This is a genomic window from Mycobacterium sp. IDUB_24 (assembly GCF_055419385.1).
This window is the reverse complement of the sequence record NZ_JBVAXO010000002.1, coordinates 440079-457242: the sequence shown is the minus strand read 5'-3', so window position 1 is coordinate 457242 and position 17164 is coordinate 440079. Positions and strand designations below refer to the sequence as shown.

Here is a 17164-nt window from a genome sequence, read left to right as displayed (position 1 = left end):
CGGTCAAGAAGTGGCCCAGCGTGCTCTCGCCCAGTAGGTCCCCTCTCGGTAGGTGACACGTGGCCAGAAAGCCTGAGCAACTCAAACCCCATTTCGACGACGTACAAGCCCACTACGACCAGTCCGACGATTTCTTCGCCCTGTTCCTGGATCCGACCCGGACCTACAGTTGCGCGTTTTTCGAACGCGATGACATGACGCTCGAAGAAGCCCAGCTCGCCAAGATCGACCTGGCATTGGGCAAGCTGGGTCTGCAACCCGGGATGACCTTGCTCGATGTCGGATGCGGCTGGGGCGCAACGCTTATGCGCGCAATCGAGCGTCACGGCGTCAATGTCGTCGGCCTCACGCTCAGCCGCAACCAGCGGGCGTACGTGCAGAACGTGTTCGACGAATCCGACAGTCCATGCACCAAAAGAGTGCTGCTGGCCGGCTGGGAGCAGTTCGACGAGCCGGTGGACCGCATCGTCTCTATCGGTGCGTTCGAGCACTTCGGCCACGACCGCTACGACGACTTCTTCGCGTTCGCCCACGATGCGCTGCCCGACGACGGGGTGATGCTGTTGCACACGATCACCGGTCTGTTACCGCAGCAGATGATCGACCGGGGGATGCCGTTGTCGTTCGCGTTCGCGCGGTTCATCAAGTTCATGACCACCGAGATCTTCCCGGGTGGGCGGCTGCCGTCCATTGAGATGGTCACCGAACATGCAGAGCGCGCGTCCTTCCGGCTGACCCGCAGGCAGTCTCTGCAGCCGCACTATGCGCGCACGCTCGACCTGTGGGCGGCCGCGCTGCAGGCATGCCACGACGATGCGGTGCGGATCCAGTCCCAGGAGATGTACGACCGCTACATGCATTACCTGACAGGCTGCGCCGGCGCGTTCCGCGTGGGGTACATCGACGTCAACCAGTTCACCCTGCATGTCGCGAGTTAATTTTCTTCGCTGAAGTGGTACCGCCTGAGCAGTTTCCGCAGGAAATCAGTACACAATTGGTTTCCTAAGCGAATAACTTTGTTTGCCAACGAAATTCGTTGACAGTGGCGACGACAGGTCCGCCGGGGGTGCCTGCGGTACCCTGAGATCGCGCCGAAGAACTCTACAGCTTGGAGCATAGCTAATATGTCCAAATTGACACCGAAATATGAAGAACTGCAGTCGATCTACGACATTTCAAATGAATTCTATGAACTGTTTCTAGGCCCCACGATGGGTTATACCTGCGGCTATTTCGAACGCGAGGACATGACCGGCGACGAAGCTCAGATCGCCAAATTCGATCTGGCGCTGGGCAAGCTGGGGCTGGAACCGGGGATGACGCTGCTCGACATCGGCTGCGGTTGGGGCGCCGGCATGGCACGCGCGATCGAGAAATACGACGTCAATGTCATCGGGCTGACTCTCAGTGGCGAGCAGCGTGAATACGCCATCGAAAAGCTCGCCAAGATTCCCACCGACCGCAACGTCGAGGTTCGGCTCCAGGGCTGGGAAGAATTCGACGACAAGGTCGACCGCATCGTGTCGATCGGTGCCTTCGAGCATTTCGGATTCGAGCGGTATCCGGCATTTTTCGAGACGACCTACAACGCGCTGCCCGACGGCGGCACCATGTTGCTGCACAACATCACCGGATTCGACCTTCGTCAAGGTCAGAAGCTCGGCCTGCACATGACGTTCGAAGACGCCCGGTTCGCCCACTTCATCATGACCGAGATCTTTCCCGGTGGTCGGCTGCCGTCGGTGGAGATGGAGCAGGAGAAAGCCACCGAGGCCGGGTTCAAGCTCGTCCAGCTGCAGGAGATCGGTCCGCACTACGTCCGGACGCTCAAGAACTGGGCCGAGGCGCTCGAGGCCAACAAGGACAAGGCCATCGCAATCCAGGGCCAAGAGGTCTACGACCGCTACGACAAGTACCTCAACGGCTGCCAGAAGTACTTCGCCTCGGGCCACATCAGCGTGCATCAGTTCACGTTGCAGAAGTAGCCGCCGAAAACATCTCCCGAAGAGTGTCGGATCCCGGCAGCCTCGTTCGTCGGATGGGTAGAGAGTGGAACAGAGGGTTTCGCTCGCTGACACCGGGAGATGACGATGCACTACTTCGCTTTACTGATCAGCCAGGATGTCGAACTCACACCCGAGCAGCGGGCCGAGGGCATGGCTGCCTTCCAGGCTTTCCACACCAAGGCCAAGTCAGCGATCCGGGCGGGCGACGCACTGGACCGGGCCGCCACCGCGACCCGCATCACCGGCGGGCCGGACCACCCGACGGTCACCGACGGCCCGTACGCCGAGGGCGCCGAGGTGGCCTGCGGCTACTACGTGTTCGAGGCCGACAATCTCGACGAGGCACTGACGCTGGCCCGCGACATCCCGGTCGCCCAGTTCGGTGCGGTCGAAGTGTGGCCGATGGTCCACTGGCAGGCTCCCGAGCAGCCACTGGGCAACGATTGGCTGGCACTGCTGCTGGAGCGGCCGGAGGACGTTCACACCCCGGGCACCGACGAGTGGAACCAGCAGGCCGGCCTGCACGTCGAACTCGCCAAGACCATCGGCGACAAGACGCTTTCCGGCGCTCCGCTGCATCCGCCGTCCACCGCGACCACCGTCCGCGTGCGTGACGGCAAGGTCATGCTCACCGACGGCCCGTATGCCGAGGGCGCTGAGGTGGCCAACGGCTTCTACGTTCTGCGTGCGTCCGATCGGGAGGAGGCGGTCAAGCTGGCGTCGATGATTCCGGCGTCGGCCATCGAGGTCCGCCAGTTGTCGGACGTCGCGGGCCTGTAGTCCTCGGTGACCCAGCTGGACGGCGTCTTTCGGCGCGAGTGGGGCCCGGCGGTGGCCACCATCGCCCGCTGGTCGGGTGATCTCACCGTGGCCGAGGACGCCGTCCAGGAGGCCTGCGCCCAGGCGTTGCAGGTATGGCCGGCCGACGGAGTGCCCGCCAGTCCCGGTGCGTGGCTGACAACGGTGGCACGTAATCGGGCCCTGGACCGCCTGCGGCGTGAATCTGCCCGTCCCGGAAAGGAACTCGCAGCCGTGTACGAACGGGTGAGCGCGTCCGGTGACGGGGAGCTGCAGCCGGTGCGCGACGACGAGCTGCGGATGATGTTCACCTGCGCTCACCCCGCGCTGGACCGCAGCTCGCAACTGGCGTTGACGCTGCGGTTGATCTCCGGTCTCACCGTCACCGAGATCGCCCGGGCGCTGCTGCAGTCGGAGGCCGCGGTGGGTCAACGAATCACCAGGGCCAAGAACAAGATCCGACAGGCCAACATCCCGTTGCGGGTCCCGCCACCGGAGCTTCTGGCTGAGCGCACACCACACGTACTCGGCTGCATCTATTCGGTGTTCACCGAGGGCTACTGGTCGACGGGCGGCCCCTCGGCCATCCGTGACGAACTGTGTGACGAAGGGGTCCGGCTCGCGGGTGAGCTGTGCTCGTTGATGCCAGGCGATCGTGACGCCCATGCCCTCACGGCGCTTGTGCTGCTACATGATTCACGCCGAAGGACCCGCGTGGACGAGAGCGGTGCGTTGATACCGCTGGACGAGCAGGACCGTAGCCACTGGGACCGCGGCCGTATCGCCCGAGGCCTGGAACAGTTGCGATCGGCCGACGGCGCACCTGGCACCTATCTTCCGCAGGCGGTGATCGCGGCGGTGCATGCCACAGCGCCCACCTGGCAGCTCACCGACTGGGGCACCATCTGCCTGGCCTACGACCGTTTGGCGGCGATGACGGACTCGCCAGTTGTACGCGCCAATCGTGCACTCGCCGTTGGCTTCCGCGACGGATTCCCGGCCGGGCTGGCCGCGCTCGACGAGGTGGCCGACGATCCGCGGCTGGCCCGGACGAATGCGGTGGCGCCGATCCGGGCGGACCTGCTGCGCCGGGCCGGCCGGCTGAGCGAGGCCCAGCACTGGTACCGCGTCGCCCTCGAGGGCGAAGGCGCTGGGTCTGAGCCGGCGCGGGCGTTCCTGCGCCGCCGCCTCGCCGAATGCCTCACCCCCTGATGCCGAGCAGACACAAAACTGCCCCTTTTCAAGCGAAAAGGGGCAGTTCCGTGTCTGCTCGCGCAGAAAAAGCTACTCCTCGGTGAAGTTCCGGGTCACCGACGGGTCAACCGGGATACCCGGGCCCGTGGTGGTCGACACGGTGACCTTCTTGAGGTAGCGACCCTTCGAGGACGACGGCTTGGCCCGCAGCACCTCGTCGAGGGCGGCGCCGTAGTTCTCGGCCAGCTTGGCCTCGTCGAAGGATGCCTTGCCGATCACGAAGTGCAGGTTGGCCTGCTTGTCGACGCGGAAGTTGATCTTGCCGCCCTTGATGTCGGCCACAGCCTTGGTGACATCGGGGGTGACGGTGCCGGTCTTGGGGTTCGGCATCAGACCGCGCGGGCCCAGCACGCGGGCGATCCGACCGACCTTGGCCATCTGGTCCGGGGTGGCGATCGCGGCGTCGAAGTCCAGGAAACCGCCCTGGATCTTCTCGATCAGGTCATCGCTGCCGACGACATCGGCGCCGGCAGCCAGCGCCTGCTCGGCCTTCTCGCCGACGGCGAAGACGGCGACACGGGCGGTCTTACCGGTGCCGTGCGGCAGGTTGACGGTGCCGCGCACCATCTGGTCAGCCTTGCGGGGGTCGACGCCGAGGCGGATGGCGACCTCGACGGTGGCGTCCTGCTTCTTGGAGGAGGTCTCCTTGGCCAGCTTCGCGGCGTCAAGCGGCGAGTAGAGCTTGTCCCGGTCGATCTTTTCCGCGGCTTCGCGGTATGCCTTGCTGTTCTTGCTCATTGAAATTCCAATCGTGTTCTTGGAGTCGTGGTACGGGCCGATGCCAGCCCTGCCACAGGTGGTGACTCGATCGCTGCGCGCGACCTATTCGACCGTGATACCCATCGAGCGCGCGGTGCCGGCGATGATCTTCGACGCGGCGTCGATGTCGTTGGCGTTGAGATCGGCCTTCTTGGTCTCGGCGATCTCGCGCACCTGGTCCCAGGTCACCTTGGCGACCTTGGTCTTGTGCGGCTCGCCCGAACCCTTGGGCACACCGGCGGCCTTGAGCAGCAGCCTGGCGGCGGGCGGGGTCTTCAGTGCGAATGTGAAGCTGCGGTCCTCGTAGACAGTGATCTCCACGGGGATGACGTTTCCACGCTGCGACTCGGTCGCGGCGTTGTACGCCTTGCAGAACTCCATGATGTTGACGCCGTGCTGGCCAAGTGCAGGACCGACCGGCGGGGCGGGGTTGGCCTGCCCGGCCTGGATCTGCAGCTTGATGAGCCCGGCGACCTTTTTCTTCGGGGCCATGCTTCTGGTGTTCCTTTACTTGCTCATCCAAGGGCGTGAAACGCCCGTTGTTTCTAGCCGCTGTGGCGACTAAATCTTGGAGACCTGGTTGAAGGTCAGTTCGACCGGTGTCTCGCGGCCGAAGATGGAGACCAACACCTTGAGCTTCTGTTGCTCGGCGTTGACCTCGCTGATGGAGGCGGGCAGCGTCGCGAACGGGCCGTCCATGACGGTGACGGACTCGCCGACCTCGAAATCGACCAGGATCTCGGGCCGTTCCAGGGTGGCCTCGGTGCTGGCACCGGCCGCGGCACCCGCGCTGGACTTGGCGGGCTTCTTGGCCGCGCCCTGCGGCAGCAGGAACTTCACCACGTCGTTCAGCGACAGCGGGGACGGACGCGAGGTCGCGCCGACGAAGCCGGTGACACCGGGGGTGTTGCGCACCGCGCCCCACGACTCGTCGTTCAGCTCCATGCGCACCAGGATGTAGCCCGGCAGCACCTTGCGGTTGACCTGCTTGCGCTGGCCGTTCTTGATCTCGGTGACCTCTTCGGTGGGCACCTCGACCTGGAAGATGTAGTCGCCGACGTCCAGGTTCTGCACGCGGGTTTCGAGGTTGGCTTTCACCTTGTTCTCGTAACCGGCATAGGAGTGGATGACATACCAGTCGCCGGGCTTGAGCCGCAGCTCCTTCTTGAGCGCGACTGCCGGGTCCTCGTCTTCGTCGGCAGCTTCGCCGTCGCCGGCGGGGGCCTCATCGGAGGATTCGGCCGGGGCAGACTCGGTCTCGTCGACCGTCTCCGTCTCGGCGGCGTCCTGGCTGTCAGCCAGATCGTCGGTCTGCGACTCGACTGCGCCGACGGCCGGTTGGTCCTCAGCCGGATCGTCGGCAACGGTCTCGTCGCCGTCGAACGTGGTCACGTTGTCAGTCCTCTCTCAAATTCCAGATCAGGTGCCGAACACCAGCGACACCAGTCGCGCCAGGCCGAGATCGGCGCCGGAGATCAGCGCGACCATGAACACCAGGAAGACCAGCACCACCGTGGTGTAGCTGACCATCTGCTTGCGGTTCGGCCAGATCACCTTGCGGAGCTCGGCAACGACCTGCTGCAGGTAGTTGACGACGAACATGATCGGGTTTCGCGACGGCCCGGTCTTCTTGGCCTTCGCGTTCTTCTTGGCCTTCTTCGACTTACCGGAGTCAGCCTTGGCGTCATCGCTCGACGCGTCGCCCTCAGCGGCCTCGTCGCCGTCGGCCTCACCAACCACGCCACGACGGGTCCGCTTGCCGGTCGGGCGCAGCGGTCGGGTCACCACTGCGGTCTGACCTTGGGAGGTGTCCGTCGCCCCGGAGTCGGCGCCGGCGTCGGTTCCAGTGTCGTCTGCGGAGCCGGCACCTTCACGCTCGTCGCTCACCGCATGCTCCGTTCATCTCTAGCGGATTGGTTTGTTGCGGTCACTTTCCAGTGTCCACACGTTGTCGAGTATTCAGTTTGAGCAGGGGCGACAGGACTTGAACCTGCAACCTGCGGTTTTGGAGACCGCTGCTCTGCCAGTTGAGCTACGCCCCTCTGTCGGTGGCCTACTGGCGCTTCCGCCACCGTACTGCGTCGAGGCTTACACAATTCGCGCGCTCCCCGATCGCTCATGGTCAAGACGACGGACAGCGCGCTGAAATGGGAAAAACCCCGGGTTCCGAGTGTACCCGGCGTGGGCGCGAGAAACTAATCGCGCCCACTGATGACAACTACTCTCCGGCGGCCTTGCGGATGACCTGACCGGATTCCGGATCCCACTTGAGGGAGATCGAATCGTCGCCTTCGTGGCCCATCAGCGTGGTGTATCCATCCAGCACCACCTCACCGTTGTCGTCGGTGCAGACGTTGTGGGTGACGACGATGTCGGCGCCGAAGCGCTTATCTACCGAGGCGATCACCATCTTGGCGTGCAGGCGGTCACCGACCTTGACCGGCCGGTGGTAGACGAACTTCTGATCGACCTGCAGGATCTGCATGGTTTCCATGCCGAGGTCGACATTTCGGAAGAAATCGGCCTGCACCTGCAGCGCGAAGATGGAGGAGAAGGTCGGGCCTGCGACGAGCGCATCGTGGCCCAGGGCGGCGGCGGCCTCCTCGTCCAAGCTGGCCGGATCGTTGGCCTTCACCGCCCGCGCGAACTGCCGCACCTGCTCACGGCCAACCTCGAAAACCTCGGGGTATTCGTAGACCATTCCCAGGATGTCAGCCTTGAGTGCCATGGCCCAGAACTCCTTACGCCAGTTTCGCGGTCGCTGTGGCCCGCCCGAAGATCTTCTTTCCGCCCGCGGTCGCCGAGATGGCCAGCGTAACGAGGTTCTGCTCGGGATCCACGGACTTGACCCGTCCGTTGAAGACGATCTCGGCGCCCACCCCGTCGTTGGGGACCGGCACCACCGCGGTGAAGCGGACGTTGTACTCGGTGACCGCAGCCGGATCGCCGACCCAGGCGGTGACGTAGCCGCCACCGAGGCCCATGGTCAGCATTCCGTGGGCGATCGCGGTGTCGAGGCCGACCTGCTTGGCGATCTCGTCGTCCCAGTGGATCGGGTTGAGGTCACCGGACACGCCGGCGTAGTTGACCAGATCTCCACGGGTCAGTGGGATCACGCGCTCGGGGAGCGTGTCACCGACCTTTACCGAACTGAACTCGCGCAGCGCCATCAGTTAAAACCCTCTTCTCCGTCGCCCGCACGCCCAGCCAGGGTCGTGTAAGCCTCCTGGACCACCTCACCGGTGTCGTCGGTGATGATGTTCTTGGTCACGATGATGTCGGTTCCGTGCGCCTTACGAACGGAATGCACGTACACGTCGCAGTAGAGCTTGTCACCGGCCCTGACCGGCTTGAGGAACCTCAGCTCCTGATCGACCTGGACGATCTGTGCGTCCTGGATGCCGATGTTCGCCCACTCGAAGAACGCCCACTGCGCCTGGTAACCGAAAATGCTGATGAAGGTCAGCGGCGCCGGCAGTGAGTCGTGACCGAGCTCAGCTGCGGCAGCCTCGTCGTGGTAGAACGCATCGTCGTTCTTGACCGCGATAGCGTGTTCGCGAATCTTCTCGCGTCCGACCTCGTAATGCTCGGGATGCCGATAGTGCATCCCGACGATGCTTGACGATAGAGCCACGAGCGTTGGGCTATCGCGACTCTTTGTGCGGCTGGTGGGTGCCGCAGTTGGGGCAGAACTTCTTGATCTCGAGCCGGTCGGGATCGTTGCGGCGGTTCTTCTTGGTGATGTAGTTGCGGTGCTTGCACACCTCGCACGCCAAAGTGATCTTCGGCCGTACGTCGGTACTCGACGCCACGTCAGTTCTCCCTGCTTAAAATCACGCTCTGCTGTTGATGTTCCAGTAGCGGTGGGGGGACTCGATCCCCCGACCTCACGATTATGAGTCGTGCGCTCTAACCAGCTGAGCTACACCGCCCCGATGATGCGAGTCGGCGCACCGCCTGCTCGTCCACCGAGCCCCCTAACGGAATCGAACCGTTGACCTTTTCCTTACCATGGAAACGCTCTACCGACTGAGCTAAGGGGGCTTGTCCCCGCGGCGTTGCGGCTGCGGGGCCTTAAAGAGGGTACAACCTCCCCGGCAGCCGCACCAAACCGCAGGTCAACGCGGCCGCCGGGGAGCTGTTTTGCCTGGTCGGCTAGTCCAGGAGCCAATCGTTGGGCGCGAACAGCTCGCAGTGCACGCGCTCGTGGGCGATTCCGCGGTCACTCAGCTGGGTACGGACCGCCTCGACGAATCCCGCTCCGCCGCACAGGTAGTACGCGGCGTCGGCGGGCAGTTCGATCCCGTCGAGCTTGAGCAGCCCGGCGTGCACGCCGGGGGCACCACCGGTGACGCCGTCCTCGTACCAGAGGTCGAGGCTCGCATTGGGCAGCGCGTCGATCAGCTCGTGCTGACGTTCCCGCAGCGGCTGGCCGCCGTCGCTGCGATCGGCATGCAGGACCCGTACGTAGGTGTCGGGGGCCTCGGCGGTCAGGAATTCCAGGATGCCGACCATCGGGGTGATGCCGATGCCCGCTGACACCAGCACCAGGGGGCCGTCGGGCCGGCCGCCGGTGTAGAGGTCACCGAACGGCAGCGTGACGTCGAGCAGGTCGCCGATACAGAGGTTGGCCCGGATCCAGGACGAGACCTCACCGGCGGGCTGGTCCGCGACGGCGTCGACGGGCTTGACCGCAAACGTGAGGTCGGTGGACCCGGGTGCGCCGACGAGGCTGTACTGACGTAGCTGTCGGGCACCGTCGGGCAGCGTCACGCCGACGGAGACATATTGTCCGGGAGCGAAGTTGACGGGCCCGGTGGCGCGCACCGTGACCAGGACCGCACCGGACGGGTCGTCGACGCGCGAGACGACGCGCAGCCGCCGGAAGACGTCACCGGGTTCCACACCGGCGCCGGCGTACAGGTCACGCTCCAGCGCGATCAGGGTGTCGGCCATGATCCAGTAGACCCGGTCCCAGGCCGCGGCGACCTCGGGCGTCACGGTGTCGGCGCCCAGCACCTCGACGATCGCGGCGAACAGGTTGTCGTGCACGATCGGGTACTGGTCGGCGGTGATGCCCAGCGAGGCGTGCTTGTGACCGATGCGCGCCAGCAACGCCGACGGGTGCGGCAGGTCGGGGTTCACCAGGTGGGTGGCGAACGTGGCGATCGATGCCGCCAGCGCGCGCTGCTGGGCCCCCTGGGCCTGGTTGCCGCGGTTGAACAGGTTGCGCAGCAGCTCAGGATGGTTGGCAAACAGCCGGCGGTAGAACTCCGAGGTGATCTCGTCGATGTGCGCGCCGATGAGGGGCAGTGTCGCGGAGACGATTTCGGCGTGCTGCGGCTCCAGTTCGTCGCGTACCGCAGACGGCTCGGGGCTGGTGACGGTCATCGGGGATTCCTTTCGGGGGTGGTGAGTTGCAGAACGATCGGTAGGCGGGTGTCCGCCGTCAGGTCGGTGACGGTGTAGCGGTCGAGTTCGCGATAGAACGCCTCCTTCGCGTCGGCCAGCAACCGGCGTAGCCGGCAGGCGGCGATCAGCGGGCAGGGGGAATCCCCGCCGCATTCGATGACCTCGCGGTCTCCTTCGAGTTCGCGCACCAGCCAGCCGATCGAGGCGTTGCGCCCGGCCTCGGTGAGCACCAGTCCCCCGACCCGGCCGCGGCGCGCGTGCACCATGCCGAGTTCGGACAGCTTGGAGACGGCCTTGGCGACGTGATGTTCGGACGCGTTGGCGCCCGAGGCGATGGTGCGGGTGGTGATGCGCCGGTCCTCGGATTCACCCGAGGACAGCAGCATCAGCGTGCGGAGTCCTAAGTCGGTGAACCGGGTGAGGTGCATACCGATGACGCTAGTAATTCCGCATTTTTGATGCGAGTTTTATTGGTGTGGGTTCAAACACCTCATGACGTGCGGTTTTTGGACCTGCGGAGATGCCTGCGCGGAGCCGCAATAGTCTTGACGCATGTCCGAGCCCAAGGTTGCAGACCGCTTGTACTTCCGGCAGTTGTTGTCGGGCCGCGACTACGCGGCCGGCGACCCGATCGCCCAGCAGATGCGCAACTTCTCCTATCTGATCGGCGACCGCGAGACCGGCGACGCCGTGGTGGTCGACCCGGCATACGCGGCCAACGACCTGGTCGACGCGCTCGAGGCCGACGGCATGCACCTCTCCGGTGTGCTGGTCACCCACCACCACCCCGACCACGTCGGCGGCACGATGGCGGGCTTCTCTCTGAAGGGTCTCGCCGAACTGCTGGAGCGCCAGAGCGTGCCGATCCACGTCAACACCCACGAGGCCGAGTGGGTCTCCCAGGTCACCGGGATCGCGCCGAGCGAGTTGACCTCGCACGTGCACGGCGACAAGGTCGCGATCGGCGCGGTGGAGATCGAGCTACTGCACACCCCCGGCCACACCCCGGGGAGTCAGTGCTTCCTACTGGAGGGCCGACTGGTCGCCGGGGACACGTTGTTCCTCGATGGTTGCGGGCGCACCGACTTTCCCGGCGGCAATGTCGATGACATGTTCCGCAGCCTGCAGGCGCTGGCCCAACTGCCCGGCGACCCGACCGTCTTCCCAGGGCACTGGTACTCCGAGGAACCGAGCGCTGCGCTCGGCGAAGTCAAACGCAGCAACTACGTGTATCGGGCGTCGAACCTTGAGCAATGGCGCATGCTGATGGGCGGCTGATGAATCGTTTCAGTTCCACGAAGTGCGGAATCCGCTGATTTCATGATCAATTGACGGGGCAGTTGCACCCTATAACGGTCGCTCTGCCACGGATTTCGTTGCCCAGGCGTTTGCAAGGGGAACTACGTGCCATTTTGCGCGATTCGAGTAGTGCAATACTCAGGACACCAGCCCCCGTACCCGGCAAAGTATTGGTCAGCATCAGTTGAGCAGTAGTTGACAGTCCCGCCGGGGGTCGCCGTGAAGAACATCGTGCTGTGCTTCGACCACACAGATGAATATCCCGGACTGCGTGACGCGTCGAATACCGAGATGCTGTTTCGGTTGCTGGACGGCACCGATCAGCTGACCTGGTATCACAGCGGCACGGCCACGCAGCCCGTCAGACGTATGACGCCGAGCCGCCGCGGCGACTCGGCCGGCGAAGCCCGAGCGGCCATCGCCGAGGCCTACCGCTTCCTCGGCGATGCGTGGGATCCCGGGGATCGCATCTTTCTGTTCGGCGGCGGCGAGGGCGGGCATCGCGCCGGTGAACTGGCCACGCTGCTCGGCACGGTCGGCTTGTTGCCGGCCCATTCCGATGACGTACTGGACTATGCGCTTGCCACCTATGTACTGCCGCGCACGGCGCGCACGGCCCAGGACTGGCGACAGATCAGGGTGTTGGCGGGCCAGTTGTTCGGTGACCGCGATCCGGCCGTACCGGTGCGGTTCGTCGGGCTGTGGAATGCCACGGCCACCCCGGGCACCAAGCACCACATGGGTCCGCTGCCGACGGTGGAGTCCGGCCGGCACGCGGTGGCGGTCGAGGGTGGTCGCCGGACGATGCGGTATCGCGAGAGCCTCGATGAAGTCTGGTTCCGGGGAACCCGCGGCGATGTCATCGGCGGCACCGGCGCGTGTTGGCCGCTGGCCGACATCGCTCTGGACTGGATGTTGGACGGGGCTATTTCGTCGGGGCTACGGGTTCGCGATCACAGCGCCTGCCCCACCGATCTCGACGCGCTGGCCGGGACCGCGGGGGCGATCGGGCGGTGCCGGGCGCCGCTGGACGCCAAGGTGCACGCCAGTGTCGAGGTGTACCTGCGTTCGCACCCGCACTATTGGCGGCGACTGCCCGCGCGCATCGAATGGACCGACGCCGAGTGGCTGGCCCGCGGTGAGCGGCTGGTGCACACACCCGTGACCGTGCCGGTACAGCGCGACATCCTCACTGCCGTCGCCTCGTGAGAACAGTCGTTTGACCGAAGTTTGCTGAGCTGGACCGCTGCCCGCGGTGAATGTCCGTGATATACCCACCTGGTGGGGATCATCGATTCAGTCACGGACCGGGGGCGCGAGTTGGCTAGTTTCGAACCGGGTGCATGGACTGCGCTCGCAGCATGGGTGGCAATTGCCGTCATCGTCATCGCGTTGATCTATGCCTGGCGGCAGTATCTGAAGGCCAGGGACCGACGTGCCGAGCTGACCCAGCCGAACGTGTCGATGTTCATGGAGCCGAGCAGTGCCGATTGGCATCTGGTGGAGCTGGTCGTCCGCAATTACGGTCAGCGCCCGGCCTACGGGTTGCGGTTCGAATTCGCGAATCCGCCGACCGTCGGCAAGTACGAGAGCTCGTATGACGACAACTTCGTCGACATCGTGCCGTTGAACCTGCCCGCCGAGATCCCGTACCTGGCGCCGTCGCAGGAGTGGCGCATCGTGTGGGATTCGGCACTGGACCGCAAGCAGCTCGGGGAAGCGATCGCGTCCCGGTTCGACGGGGCGGTCACCTATTACGACGAGCCGGGCTCACCCGGCAAGCCCGCCGGGCGCAAGCTGCGCAACACCGCGGTGCTGGATTGGGCCACGCTGCCGCCGGTGGACCGCATGGAACTGCTGACCACCCACGATCAGGCCCGCCGGGAGAAGCAGAAGCTCGAGTTGTTGCGCGGTGTCCTGACCTATTTCCAGTACGCGGCCAAGGAGACCGACGAGCAGAAGCTGCGTTCGGAGATCAACCGCATCAACGCCCTGGGCGCCGAGATGCGGTCCCGGTGGCGCGACCGCTACGAGGCCGGCGATGACGATGACGACGACGATTACGACGACGACGATCCCGAGACCGATCTGATCAAGCCGCCGCCTTCCACCGGCAGGCGTCATCGGGCCTGAGCCCACTCGCTAGCATCAGTGCGATGAGCAGCCTGGTGAGCTACGAGCTCAACGATGCCGTGGCCACGATCACGATGGACGACGGCAAGGTCAACGCGTTCTCGCCGGCGATGCAGGCCGAGATCAACGCGGCGCTGGATCAGGCTGCTGCCGGCGCCGCTGCCGGCGAGGTGAAAGCCGTGGTGCTGGCCGGCAATTCGAAGGTGTTCAGCGGCGGGTTCGACCTGAGCGTGTTCGCGGCCGGCGACGTGGCGGCAACCCTGGGCATGCTCGCCGGCGGTTTCGAGCTGTCGGTGCGGTGCCTGAGCTTCCCGGTGCCGGTGATCATGGCTGCCACCGGGCATGCCATCGCGATGGGCTCGTTCCTGCTGTTGTCCGGTGATCATCGGGTCGGCGCGGTGACGTCGCGGTGCCAGGCCAACGAGGTGAAGATCGGGATGACGCTGCCGATCGCGGCCATCGAGATCATGCGGATGCGCTTGACCCGGGCGGCTTTCCAGCGCGGGATCGCCATGGCAGCGGTGTTCACCGGCGACGCGGCGATCGCGGGCGGCTGGCTCGATGAGGTCGTCGAGGCCGACGCGGTGCTGTCACGCGCCCAGGAGGTGGCGGCCGAGGCCGCGGCAACCTTGAACACCGGTGCGCACGTGGCCAGCAAGCTCAAGGCCCGCGCCGAGGCCCTGTCCGCGATCCGCGCCGGAATCGACGGCCTGGCACAGGAATTCGCGGGCTAGGCGCTCTCGCGGGTCGACCTGTCGCTTGCCTCGCCAGTGACGCGGTGGCGGTTGTTTCGCGATTTTTCCGCCACGGCGTTACTGGCGTGATGCCCACGCCTTGGCAATGCGGCCGAGCACGTTGGCCGCACCGTCCCGGCGGGTGACCCGGATGACGATCCAGCGGTTTTCGATCATCTCGTCGATGCGAGCGATGTCCTTACGGAGTGTGTCGGGATCGGTGTGGTGCCGTCCTTCGTATTCGAGGGCGATCTTCAGATCCGGCCAGGCGAGGTCGACCTCGCCGATCACCGCGTCGTATTCGTTGCGGACGGGATACTGCGATTGCGGGCGAGGGTAACCAGCGCGAATCACCAAGAGCCGCAACCAGGTTTCCTGCGGTGACTCCGCGCCTGGATCCACCAACGCGATCGTGGCGCGCGCCTGCTTGATGCCCTTGCGGCCCGAGTGGCGTTCGGCCGCCGCCTTGATGTCTGACACCTTCAGCCGGGCGGCTCTGGCCAGCGCATCGATGGCCGCGACCGCCTGGTCTTCGGGGAATTTGCAGGCAAGGTCGACCGCAGTACGGGCAGGAGTGGTGAGGCGGATATCGCCGATCTGACAGATTTCGTCCTCGTCGATGGCATCGCCCCACGCGATGATCCCGCGGGCGGGACGATGATTGCTGTCGATGATGTAGGCGGGCAGGCCGGCATCGATCCACCGCGCACCGTGAAAGGCCGATGCGGAGAACCCGGCCAGAACCCCGTGTCCCCGGGACCGCAACCAGCAGGCCTTGGCCCGCAGTAGCGCGGTCGGCTCGGTACCTGTGGCGACATAGATATCGCGATGGACAGCGGTGAACCGGGTTCTCAATTGATGTCGGGTCAGCGCACCTGAGGCCAGCGCTGCGCTGCCGATGAACGGTTCCCCCATCGCTGGAGTGTGCCAACCGCTACCGACACCCTCGCCAGTAACGCTGTGGCGCTCATTTCGCGATTCTCCCGCCACTGCGTTACTGGCGCGAGGCGCGCCACCCGACGCCTCTCCAGATACATGTATGTGCTATGCATATTTCGTGCCTCGCTACAACCAGCTCGATGAGCTTCTGGTGCGCATCCACATCGTGCGGCAGCGCCCCGGTTGGCGGCGCCGGCTGATCGACGCGTCGGGCGGCGTCCCGTCACTGTCGACGCTGCGCGTGCTCCGCGCCGTCGAGCAGCGGGAGAAGACCGGGCAGAGCGCCTCGGTCGGCGAGGTGGCCGAATACATGGCCGTCGAGCACTCCACCGCCAGCCGCACCGTCGCCAACGTCGTCGCGGCCGGGCTGCTCACCAAAGCCCAAGACGCCGAGGACCAGCGCCGGTGCGTCCTCACCCTGACCGACGAAGGCCGGAAGGCCCTGGCCGATGTCACCGAACGGCGCCGCGAGATGGTCGCCGAGACCGTGGCCGAATGGCCGGAGTCCGACGTCGACAAGCTCGTCGACCTGCTGGAGCAGCTGGTCTCCGATTTCGAGCGAGGGATCAGCTCGTGACAGCCGAGACCACTGCCCGCCCGCAGCCGCGCGGCGCCCTGCGGTTGATGTTCGACCCGGTCTTCGGTGCGCTCTTCTGGGGCAAGATGTTCTCCGTCGTCGCGGTCTGGACGCATGGCATCGTCGCTGCCATCGTGATCTTCGACGCCACCGGTTCGGCGGTGATGGTGGGCATGGTCGGCGTCGCACAGTTCCTCCCCCAGCTCATCCTGAGCCCGACCAGCGGCAAGTGGGCCGACGTCGGCGACCCGGCCCGCCAGATCCTGTGGGGCCGGGTGTTGTGCATCATCGGCTCGGGCTCGACCGCCCTCTGGCTGGGCCTGGATCCCGACCTGCAGGGCACCGCGGCGGCGGTACCCGTGCTCGTCGGCTCCACCTTGGTCGGCTTCGGATTCGTCATCGGCGGCCCGGCCATGCAGTCGGTGGTCCCGAGCCTCATCCGCGACGGCGAGTTGGCAACGGCCATGGCGCTCAACAGCATTCCGATGACCATCGGCCGCATCCTGGGCCCGGCCATCGGCGCTTTCCTGGCCGCGCGTCTCGGTGCCGCACCCGGCTTCGCGATCAGCGCCGGCCTGCACCTGGTGTTCGCGATCTTCCTGCTGCTGGTCACCTTCCCGACCCGGCCGGCACGCAGCCCGCACGGGGACTACCGCGTGCGCGCGGCACTTTCGTACGTCTGGCGGGACCGCCCGCTGCTGCTGGCTCTGCTGGCCGTGGCGACCGTCGGGTTCGCCTCCGATCCGTCGATCACGCTCACCCCGTCGATGGCCGAGGACCTCGGTGGCGGCGCCCACCTGGTGGGTGCGCTGTCGGCGGCGTTCGGCATCGGCGCGGCGGTCGGCATGGTGGCGCTGGCCTCGATGCGTGGACGCCTGGCGGCCGCCCGGGTTTCGGCGATCGGGTTGTGGCTGCTCGTGGCCGGCTGTGGGTTGCTCGCGGTAGGTACCGTCACGCCCGTGGCGCTGACCGGTTTCGCGGTGGCGGGGCTGGGCTTCGGTTGGGCGATGACCGGTCTGAGCACCGTCGTTCAAGAGCGGGCACCCGAAGAACTGCGGGGCCGCATCATGGCGCTGTGGCTGGTCGGCTTCCTCGGGTCACGCCCGTTCGCCGCGGCGCTGTTGGGCGGTGCCGCCGACATGTTCAGCGTGCGGGTGGCGTTCGTCATCGCGGGTGCGCTGACCCTCGCGGTCGCACTCGCCACCCGACCCGCCGCTCTGTCGACTCCAAACGCAGCAACACTGTGACCGGGT

The 17164-nt window shown here is 65.6% G+C and carries 21 protein-coding genes and 3 tRNA genes; 10 read left to right on the top strand and 14 right to left on the bottom strand.

Annotated elements, in window-relative coordinates; genetic code table 11:
• Positions 1-59 precede the first annotated feature (59 nt).
• The 4 genes from ACZYZF_RS09815 to ACZYZF_RS09800 all read left to right on the top strand — a co-directional run bounded on the left by ACZYZF_RS09815 (position 60) and on the right by ACZYZF_RS09800 (position 4016).
• Entirely contained in the window at positions 60-938 is an 879-nt protein-coding gene (locus ACZYZF_RS09815; RefSeq protein ID WP_463835502.1) for a cyclopropane mycolic acid synthase family methyltransferase, read from the top strand.
• A 186-nt stretch (positions 939-1124) separates the two neighbouring features.
• Positions 1125-1985, top strand: coding sequence for a cyclopropane mycolic acid synthase family methyltransferase (locus ACZYZF_RS09810; RefSeq protein WP_463835500.1), 861 nt, complete (start codon positions 1125-1127; stop codon positions 1983-1985).
• A gap of 105 nt (positions 1986-2090) precedes the next feature.
• Positions 2091-2786 carry a YciI family protein gene (locus ACZYZF_RS09805; protein WP_463835498.1) on the top strand — a complete coding sequence of 232 codons (696 nt, stop codon included), beginning with the start codon at positions 2091-2093 and terminating at the stop codon, positions 2784-2786.
• Between the two features lie 6 nt (positions 2787-2792).
• Complete coding sequence (locus ACZYZF_RS09800) at positions 2793-4016, top strand: RNA polymerase sigma factor (protein WP_463835496.1); 1224 nt, start codon at positions 2793-2795, stop codon at positions 4014-4016.
• Between the two features lie 72 nt (positions 4017-4088).
• Here ACZYZF_RS09800 and rplA read toward each other — a convergent pair whose 3' ends face one another.
• From rplA to ACZYZF_RS09735, 13 genes are all read right to left on the bottom strand, one after another.
• Positions 4089-4796: a 50S ribosomal protein L1 gene (rplA, locus tag ACZYZF_RS09795; RefSeq protein ID WP_463745067.1), complete on the bottom strand. Its 708-nt coding sequence runs from the start codon at positions 4794-4796 to the stop codon at positions 4089-4091.
• Positions 4797-4880: 84 nt separating this feature from the next.
• Entirely contained in the window at positions 4881-5309 is a 429-nt protein-coding gene (gene rplK, locus ACZYZF_RS09790; protein WP_166902518.1) for a 50S ribosomal protein L11, read from the bottom strand.
• Between the two features lie 69 nt (positions 5310-5378).
• Positions 5379-6119 (bottom strand): transcription termination/antitermination protein NusG, encoded by a 741-nt coding sequence (nusG, locus tag ACZYZF_RS09785; RefSeq protein ID WP_463745308.1) that lies wholly within the window; start codon positions 6117-6119, stop codon positions 5379-5381.
• A gap of 117 nt (positions 6120-6236) precedes the next feature.
• Positions 6237-6704, bottom strand: a complete 468-nt coding sequence (gene secE, locus ACZYZF_RS09780) for a preprotein translocase subunit SecE (protein WP_463835494.1) — start codon at positions 6702-6704, stop codon at positions 6237-6239.
• Positions 6705-6786: 82 nt separating this feature from the next.
• Positions 6787-6859, bottom strand: a tRNA-Trp gene (locus tag ACZYZF_RS09775).
• 176 nt (positions 6860-7035) lie between these two features.
• On the bottom strand, positions 7036-7545 hold the full coding sequence (gene hadC / locus ACZYZF_RS09770; RefSeq protein ID WP_463745069.1) for a (3R)-hydroxyacyl-ACP dehydratase subunit HadC: 510 nt from the start codon (positions 7543-7545) through the stop codon (positions 7036-7038).
• Positions 7546-7558: 13 nt separating this feature from the next.
• The gene (gene hadB, locus ACZYZF_RS09765) at positions 7559-7987 is read right to left on the bottom strand and encodes a (3R)-hydroxyacyl-ACP dehydratase subunit HadB (protein ID WP_463745070.1); all 429 of its coding nucleotides are present in this window, start codon (positions 7985-7987) and stop codon (positions 7559-7561) included.
• The gene (hadA, locus tag ACZYZF_RS09760) at positions 7987-8451 is read right to left on the bottom strand and encodes a (3R)-hydroxyacyl-ACP dehydratase subunit HadA (protein WP_463745071.1); all 465 of its coding nucleotides are present in this window, start codon (positions 8449-8451) and stop codon (positions 7987-7989) included. The genes hadB and hadA overlap by 1 nt, the downstream gene beginning before the upstream one ends.
• Positions 8452-8461: 10 nt before the next feature.
• The gene (rpmG, locus tag ACZYZF_RS09755) at positions 8462-8629 is read right to left on the bottom strand and encodes a 50S ribosomal protein L33 (RefSeq protein ID WP_003881823.1); all 168 of its coding nucleotides are present in this window, start codon (positions 8627-8629) and stop codon (positions 8462-8464) included.
• Between the two features lie 46 nt (positions 8630-8675).
• Positions 8676-8749, bottom strand: a tRNA-Met gene (locus ACZYZF_RS09750).
• Positions 8750-8788: 39 nt separating this feature from the next.
• Positions 8789-8861: transfer RNA gene (locus tag ACZYZF_RS09745), tRNA-Thr, on the bottom strand.
• Positions 8862-8972: 111 nt separating this feature from the next.
• Positions 8973-10208 (bottom strand): globin domain-containing protein, encoded by a 1236-nt coding sequence (locus ACZYZF_RS09740; RefSeq protein WP_463835492.1) that lies wholly within the window; start codon positions 10206-10208, stop codon positions 8973-8975.
• A complete protein-coding gene (locus tag ACZYZF_RS09735; protein ID WP_463745073.1) occupies positions 10205-10657 on the bottom strand; it encodes an RrF2 family transcriptional regulator in 453 nt (150 codons plus the stop codon). Before ACZYZF_RS09735 ends, ACZYZF_RS09740 begins: the two co-directional genes overlap by 4 nt.
• A 124-nt stretch (positions 10658-10781) precedes the next feature.
• On the opposite strand from ACZYZF_RS09735, the gene ACZYZF_RS09730 reads away from it, so the two are divergent.
• The 4 genes from ACZYZF_RS09730 (at position 10782) to ACZYZF_RS09715 (ending at position 14395) form a co-directional block, all read left to right on the top strand.
• Positions 10782-11507: an MBL fold metallo-hydrolase gene (locus tag ACZYZF_RS09730; RefSeq protein WP_463835490.1), complete on the top strand. Its 726-nt coding sequence runs from the start codon at positions 10782-10784 to the stop codon at positions 11505-11507.
• Positions 11508-11747: 240 nt separating this feature from the next.
• Complete coding sequence (locus tag ACZYZF_RS09725; RefSeq protein ID WP_463835489.1) at positions 11748-12737, top strand: phospholipase effector Tle1 domain-containing protein; 990 nt, start codon at positions 11748-11750, stop codon at positions 12735-12737.
• A gap of 72 nt (positions 12738-12809) precedes the next feature.
• Positions 12810-13661: a hypothetical protein gene (locus ACZYZF_RS09720; protein WP_463745076.1), complete on the top strand. Its 852-nt coding sequence runs from the start codon at positions 12810-12812 to the stop codon at positions 13659-13661.
• Positions 13662-13684: 23 nt separating this feature from the next.
• Positions 13685-14395, top strand: a complete 711-nt coding sequence (locus ACZYZF_RS09715) for a crotonase/enoyl-CoA hydratase family protein (RefSeq protein ID WP_463835487.1) — start codon at positions 13685-13687, stop codon at positions 14393-14395.
• 78 nt (positions 14396-14473) lie between these two features.
• Here the strand turns inward: ACZYZF_RS09715 and ACZYZF_RS09710 are convergent, their stop codons facing one another.
• The gene (locus ACZYZF_RS09710) at positions 14474-15310 is read right to left on the bottom strand and encodes a hypothetical protein (protein WP_463835485.1); all 837 of its coding nucleotides are present in this window, start codon (positions 15308-15310) and stop codon (positions 14474-14476) included.
• A 124-nt stretch (positions 15311-15434) separates the two neighbouring features.
• Between ACZYZF_RS09710 and ACZYZF_RS09705 the strand changes: the two genes are divergently transcribed.
• Both ACZYZF_RS09705 and ACZYZF_RS09700 read left to right on the top strand, forming a co-directional pair.
• Entirely contained in the window at positions 15435-15911 is a 477-nt protein-coding gene (locus tag ACZYZF_RS09705) for a MarR family winged helix-turn-helix transcriptional regulator (protein WP_463835483.1), read from the top strand.
• Complete coding sequence (locus ACZYZF_RS09700; RefSeq protein ID WP_463745080.1) at positions 15908-17158, top strand: MFS transporter; 1251 nt, start codon at positions 15908-15910, stop codon at positions 17156-17158. The genes ACZYZF_RS09705 and ACZYZF_RS09700 overlap by 4 nt, the downstream gene beginning before the upstream one ends.
• Positions 17159-17164 lie beyond the last annotated feature (6 nt).

Bases quoted from the DNA above. Each gene is read 5' to 3' on its own strand.
- hadC (WP_463745069.1), bottom strand. From the start codon at position 7,545: ATGGCACTCAAGGCTGACATCCTGGGAATGGTCTACGAATACCCCGAG.
- ACZYZF_RS09710 (WP_463835485.1), bottom strand. From the start codon at position 15,310: ATGGGGGAACCGTTCATCGGCAGCGCAGCGCTGGCCTCAGGTGCGCTG.
- rplK (WP_166902518.1), bottom strand. From the start codon at position 5,309: ATGGCCCCGAAGAAAAAGGTCGCCGGGCTCATCAAGCTGCAGATCCAG.
- ACZYZF_RS09735 (WP_463745073.1), bottom strand. From the start codon at position 10,657: ATGCACCTCACCCGGTTCACCGACTTAGGACTCCGCACGCTGATGCTG.
- ACZYZF_RS09705 (WP_463835483.1), top strand. From the start codon at position 15,435: ATGTGCTATGCATATTTCGTGCCTCGCTACAACCAGCTCGATGAGCTT.
- ACZYZF_RS09740 (WP_463835492.1), bottom strand. From the start codon at position 10,208: ATGACCGTCACCAGCCCCGAGCCGTCTGCGGTACGCGACGAACTGGAG.
- rplA (WP_463745067.1), bottom strand. From the start codon at position 4,796: ATGAGCAAGAACAGCAAGGCATACCGCGAAGCCGCGGAAAAGATCGAC.
- ACZYZF_RS09810 (WP_463835500.1), top strand. From the start codon at position 1,125: ATGTCCAAATTGACACCGAAATATGAAGAACTGCAGTCGATCTACGAC.
- ACZYZF_RS09730 (WP_463835490.1), top strand. From the start codon at position 10,782: ATGTCCGAGCCCAAGGTTGCAGACCGCTTGTACTTCCGGCAGTTGTTG.
- ACZYZF_RS09715 (WP_463835487.1), top strand. From the start codon at position 13,685: ATGAGCAGCCTGGTGAGCTACGAGCTCAACGATGCCGTGGCCACGATC.
- ACZYZF_RS09805 (WP_463835498.1), top strand. From the start codon at position 2,091: ATGCACTACTTCGCTTTACTGATCAGCCAGGATGTCGAACTCACACCC.
- hadB (WP_463745070.1), bottom strand. From the start codon at position 7,987: ATGGCGCTGCGCGAGTTCAGTTCGGTAAAGGTCGGTGACACGCTCCCC.